The 12,517-nt window shown below is 72.0% G+C and carries 8 protein-coding genes; 7 read left to right on the forward strand and 1 reads right to left on the reverse strand.

What is annotated here, in order from left to right; genetic code table 11:
- The first annotated feature begins 60 nt into the window (after positions 1 to 60).
- The 3 genes from BGO45_RS04005 to BGO45_RS04015 all read left to right on the forward strand — a co-directional run bounded on the left by BGO45_RS04005 (position 61) and on the right by BGO45_RS04015 (position 3,534).
- Positions 61 to 1,233, forward strand: coding sequence for an ABC transporter substrate-binding protein (locus tag BGO45_RS04005; protein WP_292691127.1), 1,173 nt, complete (start codon positions 61 to 63; stop codon positions 1,231 to 1,233).
- Between the two features lie 76 nt (positions 1,234 to 1,309).
- Positions 1,310 to 2,560 (forward strand): LCP family protein, encoded by a 1,251-nt coding sequence (locus tag BGO45_RS04010; RefSeq protein WP_076493919.1) that lies wholly within the window; start codon positions 1,310 to 1,312, stop codon positions 2,558 to 2,560.
- 32 nt (positions 2,561 to 2,592) lie between these two features.
- Positions 2,593 to 3,534 carry a hypothetical protein gene (locus tag BGO45_RS04015; RefSeq protein WP_292691129.1) on the forward strand — a complete coding sequence of 314 codons (942 nt, stop codon included), beginning with the start codon at positions 2,593 to 2,595 and terminating at the stop codon, positions 3,532 to 3,534.
- Here BGO45_RS04015 and BGO45_RS04020 read toward each other — a convergent pair.
- Positions 3,531 to 4,277 (reverse strand): MerR family transcriptional regulator, encoded by a 747-nt coding sequence (locus BGO45_RS04020; RefSeq protein WP_292691131.1) that lies wholly within the window; start codon positions 4,275 to 4,277, stop codon positions 3,531 to 3,533. The two genes, BGO45_RS04015 and BGO45_RS04020, sit on opposite strands and share 4 nt — an antisense overlap.
- Before the next feature lie 88 nt (positions 4,278 to 4,365).
- Here BGO45_RS04020 and BGO45_RS04025 point away from each other — a divergent pair, with 88 nt between their 5' ends.
- The 4 genes from BGO45_RS04025 (at position 4,366) to BGO45_RS04040 (ending at position 12,499) form a co-directional block, all read left to right on the forward strand.
- The gene (locus BGO45_RS04025) at positions 4,366 to 5,523 is read left to right on the forward strand and encodes a glycoside hydrolase family 3 N-terminal domain-containing protein (RefSeq protein WP_292691133.1); all 1,158 of its coding nucleotides are present in this window, start codon (positions 4,366 to 4,368) and stop codon (positions 5,521 to 5,523) included.
- Between the two features lie 189 nt (positions 5,524 to 5,712).
- A complete protein-coding gene (gene hrpA / locus BGO45_RS04030; protein ID WP_292691135.1) occupies positions 5,713 to 9,870 on the forward strand; it encodes an ATP-dependent RNA helicase HrpA in 4,158 nt (1,385 codons plus the stop codon).
- 146 nt (positions 9,871 to 10,016) lie between these two features.
- Positions 10,017 to 10,685 (forward strand): GAP family protein, encoded by a 669-nt coding sequence (locus BGO45_RS04035; RefSeq protein ID WP_292691136.1) that lies wholly within the window; start codon positions 10,017 to 10,019, stop codon positions 10,683 to 10,685.
- 62 nt (positions 10,686 to 10,747) lie between these two features.
- Entirely contained in the window at positions 10,748 to 12,499 is a 1,752-nt protein-coding gene (locus BGO45_RS04040; RefSeq protein WP_292691138.1) for an amidohydrolase, read from the forward strand.
- Positions 12,500 to 12,517: the final 18 nt, after the last annotated feature.

Below are 12,517 nucleotides of genomic sequence, written 5' to 3' on the forward strand. Positions count from 1 at the left end.
CCTCGACAGAACAGGTTCCACCGCACCACACCTGCACCACCCGCACCCGAAAGGACTCCCATGACACACAGCACACGCCGCGCCCTCGGCGCATTCGCGGGGATCGCCGTGGCATCCCTCGCCCTCTCCGCCTGCGCCGGCGGCTCCAGCGCTCCCGCCGAGTCGAGCGGGGACTTCACGCCGCTCACCTCCGTGAAGCTGCAGCTGCAGTGGCTGCCGCAGGCGCAGTTCGCCGGCTACTACGTCGCCCTCGACAAGGGGTACTTCCAGGAGGAGGGCTTCGACAAGGTCGATGTGGTCCCCTCGGGCGGCGACATCGTGCCGCAGGACGCCCTCGTCGCCGGAGACGTCGACTTCGCCGTCGCCTGGGTGCCGAAGGTCCTCGGCACGATGGAGAACCAGGGCGTCGAACTCACCGACATCGCGCAGGTGTTCCAGAAGTCCGGCACGACCCAGGTGTCGTGGAAGGACTCCGGCATCACGAAGGTCGACGACTTCGAGGGCAAGCGCATCGGCTCGTGGGGCTTCGGCAACGAGTGGGAGATCTTCGCCGCGATGGCCGACAAGGGCCTGGATGCCTCCACGGTCAAGATCACGACCCAGGACTTCTCCATGAACGCGCTCCTCGACAAGGACGTGGATGCCGCCCAGGCGATGACCTACAACGAGCTCGCGCAGCTGCTGGAGACGGTGAACCCCGCCACCGGGAAGCTGTACACGATGGACGACATCAACGTGATCTCGTACGAGGACACCGCCGGCGCCATGCTGCAGGACGCGATCTGGGCCGACACGAAGCGCCTCTCCGACGACCCCGCGTACGCCGATGCCGCCACGCGCTTCCTGAAGGCCGTCATCAAGGGCTGGGTCTTCGCGCGCGACAACCCCACCGAGGCCGCCGACATCACCTACAAGGCCGCGACCGCCCCGGGTGTCAGCGCGTTCCCGGTGGGTCCGACGCACCAGCTGTGGCAGATGAACGAGGTCAACAAGCTCATCTGGACCGGTGGCGACTTCGGTCTCATCGACTCCGCCGCCTGGGACAAGACCGTCAAGGGCGCCCTCGCGGCGAAGAACCAGGACGGCCTCAACCTCATCACCACCGAGCCTCCGGCATCCGCCTACTCGAACGACTACATCGAGAAGGCGCTGACGGCTCTGAATGACGAGGGCGTCACCGTGGACGGCGACTACACGCCGATCGACGTCACCCTCACCGAGGGCGGCCAGTAACCCCCCGCGGGGCGGTCGGACACCCGACCGCCCCGCGTCCCACCTCTTTCCCGGAACGGCGTGGTTGACTACCCGGATGACGCAGCCCCCCGCCCAGCACGCGCGCCGCACGCCCGAGTCGGGGTGGCGCCGCGGAGCCAAGGCCCTCGCGATCGCGCTGACCGTCGCCGTCGTCGCCGCGGTCGCCGTGGGCGGCTTCTACGCCTGGTCACTGACGCAGCGCCTGGCCGAGGCGGCGGTCCCGCTGAAGGACGCCCCGGCGCAGCCGCCCGCACTGAGCGCCTACGACGAGGCCTTCTCGGTGCTCGTGGTCGGCACCGACGAATGCGACGACGAGGTCAAGCAGGCATTCGGAGCCCGGTGCAGCGACCCCGAGAACGAGGGCGCCCGCAACGACGTCAACATGCTCGTCAGCGTCTCGGCCGACCCCCGCCGGGTCACGGTCGTGTCCTTCCCCCGCGACCTGCAGGTTCCGATCCCCGAATGCACCGGCGCCGACGGGACCGTGGAGTCGGCGTGGTCGAAGGCCCAGATCAACACCGCCTACGAGAAGGGCGGGCTGACCTGCGTCGCCGACACCGTGTCGGAGCTCAGCGGCCAGAGCATCCCGTTCGCGGCGAAAGTGAGCTTCGGCAACGTCGTGAACATCACCGACGCGATCGGCGGCGTCGAGGTCTGCATCGGCGGCGACGGCATCAACGACCCCGATGCGGGAATCGACTGGCCGGCCGGTCCCCGCGTGGTCACCGGCTACGACGCCCTCGCGTTCCTGCGCACCCGTCACGGCGTCGGCGACGGCAGCGACCTCGCCCGCATCGGCAACCAGCAGCAGTACCTCTCGCGCCTGATCAACAAGCTGCGCAGCGCCGAGGTGCTCTCCAACCCCGGCACGCTGATCGGTCTCGCGAACACCGCGGTGAACAACATCCAGCCCAGTCAGAGCCTCGCCGACCCGATCCGCATCGCCCAGTTGGCCTACACGCTCAAGGACGTGCCGTTCGACGACATCACCTTCGTGCAGTACCCCGTGCTCGAAGACCCGGCCGACCGCAACCGCGTCATCCCGAACGAGAACGCGGCGAGCGTGCTGTGGGAGGCGATCGACACGAACGCGCCGATCGTGCTCACCGGCGAGCTCGGCGCCAACGAGGGCGTCTTCGCCGACCCGTCCGCGCCGCAGCCGACCGAGTCCGCTCCGGCGCCCGAGGCGAGCACGCCGGCTCCGGATGCCACCTCCGCCACGCCCGCGCCGGAGGCCGTGGAGCTGCCGAGCACCATCAGCGGTTCCAAGGCGAACCAGCCGACCTGCTCGGCCGGGAACGGCTGAGCACGCGGTCGCTCCTCGTAGGCTGGTCGATCGTGACGGATGTCCCCGCCGACCGCCGCGTGCGCTCCCTCGTGTGGGTCCTCGCGGGCGCCGGCATCCTGCTCGTCCTCGCGCTGCTGCTCGCCGGCGCGGGCTCGGCCACGGACTTCGCACCGTTCCTCGCCGCGCTGCTCGGCGGATGGGGCGTGGGGATCGCGGGCGTGCAGGCGATCGCCCTGCTCCGCCGCGGCGCACTCCTCCTGCACGTCCTGGTCGCGGCGGCCGCGATCGCTCTCGCGGTCGTCCTGGCACGGGCGGATGCCGGTGCGTTCGGGGCCGTCGTGGCCTTCGCCGCCCTGCCCGCGGCGGCGTGGCTGACGCTGGCCCTCCTCGGGCGGTTGCTGTCGCTCGTCCGGACGACCGGTGAGGAGCGTCATGCTCCCGCGTGGGAGGCGGACGACGAACGGGACGGCGCGCTCGTGCGTGTGCGTGCCGTCCGCCTGCACCTCGCGACCCTGATCGTGCTCCTGATCGCCGCCACGACGGTCGCCGGGGCCGCCACGATTCCCCTGATGATCTGGCTCGACCGCCTGGACCTGTTGCGCGGCGCCCGCGTCGTCATCCTCGCCGTCGGACTCGTGGTCGTCCTCCCCGTCTTCCTCGGCTTCCGCGCGCTCGTGCGGGGCCGCGCCGCCGGCCACGCGATCGGCTTCGGGCGGTCGGAGCTGCGCATCGACGGGCCCGGCGGCACCGAGCGCTTCCCCTACGGCGACATCGACGAACTGCGGTGGCGCGAGGGAACGGAGTACGCCCGGCTCGAGGTGCGATCGGGCGGACACCGCCGGACGCTGCTGGTCGGTCAGGCCCGCCCCGCACCGGGACGCACCGCCGAGCTCCCGTCCCTCTCGCGCCGGACCGTGCAGCAGCTCGAGGCCGCAGGACTCACGCCCTCTCGCGGGGGCGCGGTCACGATCTTCCGCAGACGACGGCCTTAGGGCAGCCGGGCCGCCGCGAAGACCGCGATCGCGTCGCGGACCGCGACGGCGCCGTCCGCGCCGCCGTACACGGCCGCGAACCGCTCGTCGGCGACGTAGAGCTCGCCGAGGCCCACGTAGGCCGCGGCATCCGGGACCCGCCCCCACTGGTCTCCGACCCACCGGTGGTGCACGGCGATCAGGGCCTGGAACTCGGCGCCGTCCGCCGGGAGGCCCCGCGCCGCGGCATCCCGCAGGGCGGCATTCACGTCGCGGCTGCGCTCGTCGTCGGCGCGGCGCTCCCCGTCGGTGAACGCGTCACGACGAGCCTGCGCCTCCTCCCACGCGGCGTCGCCCCAGCGCGCCCGCACCTCGCTCTCCCACCGGGAGTCGTCGACCCCCGCGAGCACGTCGTCGATGTCCATGGTCTTTCCTTCCTCCAGTGCGGCGAGGGTCTTCCCCACCGCGGTGATGCGACGCTCCAGCGCGGAACGCCGTTCCTCGAGCGCCGTCACATGCGCTCGCATGACGTCCACGAGCGAGCGCTCGTCGGACAGCGCCCGCGCGATGTCGGGCAGCGGCACATCCAGCGCACGCAGCGACAGGATGCGGTACAGGCGCGCGATCTCGCGCTCGCCGTAGAAGCGGTACCCGTTCGCGGCGACGCGGGACGGGCGCAGCAGCCCCACGCTCTCGTAGTGCCGGAGGGCGCGGCTGGTCACCCCGGCCGCGCGGGCGACCTCGGCGATGGGCCATTCGTTCATGGCATCCACCCTGGCGGTTGACGCAGCGGCAGAGTCAAGCCCGGATCGGAACCGTCCGACCCGACGCCGGATACGTCACGATCGAGGGGTGAGGAACATCGCACGGTCGACGATCCCGTTGCTGCTGATCGCCGTGGCGCTCGCCGGCTGCGTCCCCGAGCCCGCGCCCGCCCCCACGACGAGCGCCACCCCGACGGCATCGCCGACGCCGACGCCGACGCCCACTCCCGATCCGCTCGCCGGGTTGAGCCTCGCCGACAAGGTCGGGCAGATGTTCATGGTCGGCACCTCCGTGGGCGGCGCCGACCCGACCACCGTCGCCGCCGTCCGCGACGACCACATCGGCGGCGTCTTCCTGCACGGGCGTTCGGATGCCGGCATCCCGGCCACGGCCGCCCTCGTCGGCGGTTTCACCTCGCTCGTCGCCGCCGGACGCCCCGAACTGTGGGTCGCGACCGACCAGGAGGGCGGCGAGGTGCAGGTGCTCTCCGGTCCCGGATTCGACGGCATCCCCTCGGCCGTCGATCAGGGACGGCAGAGCGACAGCGACCTCCGCGGCAACGCCGCGACGTGGGGCGGGCAGCTCGCGCAGGCCGGGGTGAACATGAACCTCGCCCCGGTCGCCGACGTCGTGACCAGCCCCGAGACCGCGCGGAGCAACCCGCCGATCGGCCAGCTCGACCGTGAATACGGCTACGACGCGGCGACGGTGGCCGCGAAGGCCGGCGCGTTCGCGCAGGGGATGCGCGACGGCGGAGTGCTTCCGACGTTCAAGCACTTCCCGGGCTTGGGCCACGTGGGCGAGAACACCGACACCGCCTCCGGCGTGACGGACGATTTCGTCACCGCCGAGGGATCCGACGTGGGCGTCTACTCGACGGTGCTCGCGCAGGGCCCGGCCGTGGTCATGCTGTCGACGGCGATCTACGCGAAGATCGACCCCTCGGCGCCCGCCGCCTTCTCGCCGACCGTCGTCGGCGTGCTGCGGAACACGGTCGGCTTCGACGGCGTCGTGACCACCGACGACCTCTCCGCCGCGCAGCAGGTGCAGCAATGGTCGCCCGCCGACCGCGCGACGCTCGCGGTCGAGGCGGGGATCGACCTGCTGCTCGTCTCGGCCGATCCGACGGTGTACCCCGAGATGCACCAGGCGGTGCTCGCGAAGGCGCAGACAGACCCGGCGTTCGCGGCGAAGGTGGATGCCGCCGCCCGTCGCGTCGTTGCGCAGAAGGCATCCATGCCCTGATCCCCCCCCCCCTCCCCGCTCCCCCTGCGCCGCCGCCGCACCCTTGCGCCCCTTCAGCGATAAACGGCATCCACGGCGAGACACGGCGCGGCAAGGCGTGTCTCGCCGTGGATCGCGTTTATCGGGTGATCACGCACGGCGTTCGGGCGCCGACGCACGGCGTTCGGCGGCGCGATAGGCTGGAAGGCTGTGTCCGTCGAACCCGTCATCGTCTACCCGCCCGAGCTGCCCGTCAGCGCCGCGCGGGACGAGATCACGCACGCCATCCGCGACCACCAGGTCGTGATCGTGGCCGGTGCGACCGGTTCCGGCAAGACGACGCAGCTCCCGAAGATCTGCCTCGAGCTGGGCCGCACCTCGATCGCGCACACGCAGCCCCGTCGCATCGCCGCGCGCACGATCGCCGAACGCATCGCGGAAGAGATGCAGGTGCCGCTCGGCTCCACCGTCGGCTACAAGGTGCGCTTCACCGACAAGGTGTCGGCCGACACCCGCGTCGCGCTCGTGACCGACGGCATCCTGCTCAACGAGATCCATCGCGACCGGCTGCTGCGCCGCTACGACACGATCATCGTCGACGAGGCGCACGAGCGTTCGCTGAACATCGACTTCCTGCTCGGCTACCTCCGCCGCATCCTGCCCCAGCGCCCCGACCTGAAGGTCATCGTGACCTCGGCGACGATCGACCCCGAGAGCTTCGCGCGCCACTTCGCCGCGCCCCCCGCCGAGCCCGGCGGCGAGCCGGTGCCCGCACCGGTCATCGAGGTGTCGGGCCGGACGTATCCGGTCGAGATCCGGTACCGACCGGTCGACGGGGCGGACCGGGCTCCGGAAGAAACCGGCGATTCCGAGCCGGATGCCGGCACACCCACGCCGCAGCCGAAGAAGATCCGGAGCGCGGCACACGGCAAGCGCGAGACCGACGACGCTGACGAGGTCGGCGCCGTCGTCGACGCTCTCCGCGAGCTCGACCGCGAACCCGCGGGCGACGTGCTCGTCTTCTTCCCCGGCGAGGCCGAGATCCGGGATGCCGCGGATGCCATCCGCGGGGCGTACCAGAAGGATGCCTCCCCCACCGAGGTGCTGCCGCTGTACGGGCGTCTCTCGGCCGCCGAACAGCACCGGGTGTTCGAGCGCTCCACCGTCGCCGGCGTCCGCCGCCGCGTCATCCTGGCCACGAACGTCGCGGAGACGAGCCTCACCGTCCCCGGCATCCGGTACGTAATCGACACCGGCACCGCGCGCATCTCGCGCTACAGCAACCGGTCGAAGATCCAGCGGCTGCCGATCGAGGCCGTGTCGCAGGCGTCGGCGCAGCAGCGCTCCGGGCGTGCGGGACGCACCTCGCCGGGTATCGCGATCCGGTTGTACTCGGAGGACGATTTCCTCCGCCGCCCGGAGTACACCGAGCCCGAGATCCTGCGGACGTCCTTGGCATCCGTCATCCTCCAGATGCTGTCGCTCGGGTTCGGCGACATCCAGGCGTTCCCGTTCCTGACGCCGCCGGATTCCCGCGGCGTGAAGGCCGCGTTCGACCTGCTCGTCGAGCTCGGCGCGGTGACGCTGCCCGCGCCGGGGTCCGAGCGCCGCGACGTCCGGGAGGACGGCGACCCGTCCCGGCGACGCAGCGGCCGGGGCGACGAGCGCGGTCCGCGTCTCACCGCGGTCGGCCGCGAGATCGCCCGTCTGCCGATCGATCCGCGGTTCGCCCGCATGCTGATCGAGGCGCGGGACGCGGACGTGCTGCCCGAGGTCATGGCGATCGTCGCCGGGATGTCGATCCAGGACGTCCGCGAACGCCCCGAGGAGCGCCGTGAGGAGGCGGACCGCTTCCACGCGCGCTTCACCGACCCGACGAGCGATTTCCTGTCGCTGCTGAACCTGTGGGAGTACCTGCAGGAGAAGCAGGCCGAACTCGGTTCCAGCGCCTTCCGGCGCCTGTGCCGCAGCGAGCACCTCAACTACGTGCGCGTGCGCGAGTGGGTCGACGTGCATCGGCAGTTGCAGTCGCTGCTCGGTGCGGGGCGCGAGGGCCGCGGGGCGAGGAACCGTGTCCCAGAAATGGCGGCTTCGGGCCGCTCGAAACCGCAACGATCGGGACACGCCGCGTCAGCAGTGGGACGAGGGTCGGAAGACACCGCCCCCGAGGGCCACGCCCAGGGGGATGCCATCCACCGCGCGATCCTGTCCGGACTCCTGTCGCACATCGGCATCCTGGACCCCCGCACCCTGGCGCAGGCCAAGGACCGCAAGGCCCCCGGCGACGCCCGCACCGCCAAGGGCGAGTACATCGGCGCGCGCGGGGCGCGGTTCGCGATCTTCCCCGGGTCGGGCCTGAAGAAGAAGCGTCCCTCGGCGGTCATGGCGGCCGAGCTCGTCGAGACCTCACGCCTGTTCGCCCGTACGGTCGCCGCCGTCGACCCGGCGTGGGCGGAAGACCTCGCCCCCGGCCTCGTGAAGCGCTCGCTCAGCGAGCCGCACTGGTCGAAGGATGCCGGCTCCGCCGCCGCGTACGAGAAGGTCACGCTCTTCGGGGTGGAGCTCGTCGGTCGGCGCCGCGTCCAGCTCGCGCGCTTCGACCGTCCGCTCGCCCGCGAGATGTTCGTGCGGCACGCGCTCGTCGAGGGCGAGTGGGACCCGTCGGTGCTCGACAAGCGCCTGACCGCCTTCCTCCGCCGGAACCTCGAGCAGCGTCGGCTGCTCGAGAAGATCGAGGAGCGCGAGCGCCGCCGCGACATCCTCGTCGGCGACGAGGCGGTGTTCGCGTTCTACAACGCGCGGATCCCCGCCGACGTCACGGACGTGCGTTCGTTCGAGACGTGGTGGAAGGATGCCTCGGCCCGCACGCCGCACCTGCTCGATCTGCGCGAGTCCGACCTCACCGGCGACCGCGCGCAGGGCGACGACCGTGCCTTCCCCGCGCGCTGGCGCCAGGGCGACCAGACGCTGAACCTCGCCTACCGCTTCGAACCCGGTGCCCCCGACGACGGGGTGACGGTGGTCGTCCCGCTGCCCCTGCTGGCGCAGCTGCGCCCCGACGGCTTCGACTGGCAGGTGCCGGGCATGCGTGACGAGCTCGTCACGGCGCTGCTGCGCGCCCTCCCCAAAACCATCCGACGCAACGTCGTGCCCGCCGCCGACTGGGCCGAGAAATTCAGCGCCGAACTGGCGGAGAAGGGTCCCGAGCACGCGAACGGTCTGCCGAAGTCGACGCTCGTGGACGCGCTCGCGGCGCAGGTGCAGCGCGTGGCGAACCAGCGCGTGAGCGCCGCCGACTTCGAACTCGACCGCGTGCCGGGGCACCTCATGATGTCCTTCCGCGCGGTCGACCCCCGCGGGCGGGCCGTGGGCTCGGACCGCGATCTCGGGGCGCTGCAGCGACGCCTCGCCGACCGCGCGCGTTCGAGCGTGGAGTCGACGATCGCGCGCCCCCCGTCGAGGACGGCCGCGGCGCGGGTCGCCGAGGCATCCCCCGCCTTCGCTTCACGGACGAAGCTCACGACGTGGGACTTCGACGACCTCGCCGAGGTCGTCGACACCCCCGTCGCCGGGGGCGTCGTGCGCGGATACCCGGCGCTCGTGGACGAGGGCGACAGCGTCGCCCTCCGCGTCGAGGCGACACCCGAGGACGCCGTGCGGCACACCCGCGCCGGCATCCGGCGGCTGCTGCTGCTGGCCGTGCCCTCCCCCGCGTCGTACGTGCTCGACCACCTCACCGCGAACGAGAAGCTCGCGCTCGCCGCCTCGCCGTACCAGAACGCCAAGGCCCTGATCGAGGACGCGCGGGTCGCCGTCGCCGACGACGTGCTGCAGCGCGCGGCGTCCACGGGGATCGTCCGCACCCGTGCGGACTTCGCGCGCGTGCGCGACGCGTTCTCGGCCGCGTCGGTGGAGCAGACCTTCCAGGCCGTGTCGCTCGTCGCGAGAATCCTGCTGGCGCAGCGCGAGGTGGATCGGGCGATGAAGGATGCCTCATCCATCACGCTGCTCGGAGCACTCAACGACGTGCGCGGGCAGCTGAAAGGCCTGATCTTCCCCGGTTTCATCGCGCGAACCGGCCTCGCCCGCCTCGCCCACCTGCCGCGGTACCTCGCGGGGGCGCTGGAGCGCGTGAAGACACTGCCCGACAACCCGGGCCGCGATCGTCAGCGCATGACCGAGTACGAGCGCGGAGCCGCGGGCTTCGTCGAGGCCGGCGGGGTGATGCCGCTCCCCGCCGACGCGCCGGCGAACCTGGTGCAGACCCGGTGGTTGCTGGAGGAGTTCCGCGTGAGCCTCTTCGCGCAGCGCCTGGGCACGGCCGAGCCCGTCTCGCCGCAACGTCTGGCGAAGGCGCTGAAGGGCTGAGCATCCGGTCGCGCCACCGGTGCCGCGTGGTCGTTTCGTCGTGCTGACCGAACATCGCGTCCGCGCGCGAAGACCGGCGTCATAGCCTCCGTTCGGACCCACGGGAGACGACAGCGTCGTCCCGGGGCCGGACGGAAGGACCCGGCGTGGACGCACTGAGCGAACTCCTCCCCCTCACGGTGGGGATGGCGATCTCACCGCTCCCGATCGTCGCGATCGTGGCGATCGTGCTCGCACCACGCGGGCGGGCGTCCGCGGCGGTGTACGTGGCCACCTTCACCGCGGTGTCCTTCGCGCTGCTGCTCCTCGGCGCGGCGGGAGCCTCTCGCGCGTCGAGCGCGGCGGGAACGGGAAAGGTCACCCTCATCCTGTCCGCGCTCATCGCGATCGGTTTCGCGGTGTTCGCGGTCCTGAGCTGGCGCTCGCGTCCGCGTGACGGCCACCCGGTCAAGACTCCCGCCTGGCTCGCGGCCATCGACGCCATCACGCCCGCCCGCGCGCTCGGGCTCGGGCTGATGATGGCGGCGGCGAACTCCAAGAACCTCCCCCTCGCGCTCAAGGGCGGAGCGATCATCGCCGACGCCCACCTCTCGATCGTCCTCTCGGCGATCCTCTGTCTCGGGGTCGCGATCGGCGGCTCGCTGCCGCTGATCGTGCCCGCCGCCGTGGCCCTGTCCCGCAGCCCCGCGGTGACCCGATCGCTGCAGCGCGCGAAGACCGAGATGATCGCGTACAACGCACAGATGATGACCGTCGTCTTCGCGATCCTCGCCGCGAACGAAGCCGCGGCGGTCCTGCGCCACCTGCCCCTGTGATCCGCCCGGGCGCGGAGGTCCACGGACGACCCGGCTCCTCGCCCTTCCCCGACGGGAGAACCATGACCGACGCCTGCTCCGCATCCACCCCCGCCCTGCACGATCGGATCGCCCCCGCGATCGCGGCATCCGGCACGCACATCTCCGGCGCCCCGCGCGACACGGGTCCCCGCGGCGACGGCCGCGCTGACCTGGTGGTGATCGGAGCGATCTCCACGGGCGACGCCGACTCGCCGACGGCCGAGGCGATGGCGATCGCGGACGGTCGCATCGTCGGCCTCGGCACGCGCGACGACGTCGAGGGCCTCATCGGTCCGGGGACGAGGACGCTGCGGCCCGACGGGGTCGTGCTGCCGGGACTCATCGAGCCGCACGCCCATGTCTGGGTGTCGCTGCTGATGCTCGACTGGGTCGACGTGTCGCACCCGCGCTGCGCCACCTTCGACGACGTGGTCACCACGCTGAAGAAGGCGGCCGGCTCCGGTGCCCCCGGGGAGTACCTGCTCGCGAAGCTCTTCGACCCCAGCCTGTACGCCGGCGAGCCCGACCTCACCCGCGACATCCTCGATCGCGTCGCCCTCGATCGACCCGTCGTCGTGCTGAACGCCTCGATGCACTTCGCCTACGCCAACAGCCGGGCACTGGAAGCCGCCGGGATCACCGACGGCACACCGGCGCCGACGGGCGGCACGTTCGGGCGCGTCGACGGTCGCCTCACGGGCGTGGTGGGCGAAGCCCCGGCGGTGTCGATGCTCCTGGCGGCGCTGCCACGGCCGGAGGCCGCCGAGATCGACCGCGGGGTGCGCACGATCCTCACCGGGTGGGCGTCCCGGGGCATCACCTCGGTACGCGAGGCGATGACCGGGACGATCGCCGGGGTCAGTGAGATCGCGCTCCTCCACCGGCTCAACGACACCGAACGGCTTCCCGTCCGCGTGTCTACCGCGCAGTTCTCCGCGCTGCCCGGGTTCACGACCCCGCGCGAGGCGGCGGCGGCCTGGCGTGCCGCCGGGGTGACGCCCTTCAGCGGAGACGACATGGTGCGCGCGGATGCGTGGAAGGTGGTCGTCGACGGGTCCAACCAGGGCCGCTCCGGGTTCTTCGAGGACCCGTACCTCGGTCACGACAGCTCCGGTCGCCCCGGTCGCGGCCACGCCAACTGGACCTCCGAGGGCCTCCGCGACGCCCTCTCGGCCGGCCTCGACGACGGCTGGCAGCTCATGATCCATACGAACGGCGACGCCGCCGTGGACCTGGCGCTCACGACGCTCGAGGATCTTCTCGCGAAGGACTCGCGCGATCTCCGGCACCGGCTCGAGCACGCCTCCGTCACGACGGACGCGCAGTTGGCCCGGATGGCTGCGGCGGGGGTGTCGCCCAGCTTCCTGATGGACCACGTGCGGTACTGGGGCGCGGCGTTCCGGGACTCGATCCTCGGCCCCTACCGCGCCGTCCGCCTGGACCGCCTGGCTTCGGCGCTCCGGGCGGGACTGCGGCCGAGCATCCACTCCGACGACAACGTCACGACCGCGGACCCCCTGCGCAGCGCGCAGACGGCGGTCCTGCGCCGGCTCGAGGCCGACGGCAGTGTCCTGGGTCCGGACGAGCGCGTCACGCCGGGGCAGGCGCTCGCCGCGATCACGACGGATGCGGCGTGGCAGATCCATGCCGACGACCGGGGTGTCCTGCGACGGGGCGCCCGCGCGGACTTCGTGGTCGCCGACGCCGATCCGTGGAGCTCCGACCCCGAGCGCTGGCACGACATCCGCATCCACGAGACCCGGATCGCCGGCACCCCGGCGTTCTCCGCCTGATGACCTCCGCGAAAGGGC

This window comes from Microbacterium sp. 71-36 (assembly GCF_001898305.1).
Taxonomy (GTDB): Bacteria; Actinomycetota; Actinomycetes; order Actinomycetales; family Microbacteriaceae; genus Microbacterium.

What these genes read in the sequence shown, in the direction of transcription:
- BGO45_RS04005 (WP_292691127.1), top strand. Translation starts at nt 61, where the DNA reads ATGACACACAGCACACGCCGCGCCCTCGGCGCATTCGCGGGGATCGCC.
- BGO45_RS04010 (WP_076493919.1), top strand. Translation starts at nt 1,310, where the DNA reads ATGACGCAGCCCCCCGCCCAGCACGCGCGCCGCACGCCCGAGTCGGGG.
- BGO45_RS04020 (WP_292691131.1), bottom strand. Translation starts at nt 4,277, where the DNA reads ATGAACGAATGGCCCATCGCCGAGGTCGCCCGCGCGGCCGGGGTGACC.
- BGO45_RS04040 (WP_292691138.1), top strand. Translation starts at nt 10,748, where the DNA reads ATGACCGACGCCTGCTCCGCATCCACCCCCGCCCTGCACGATCGGATC.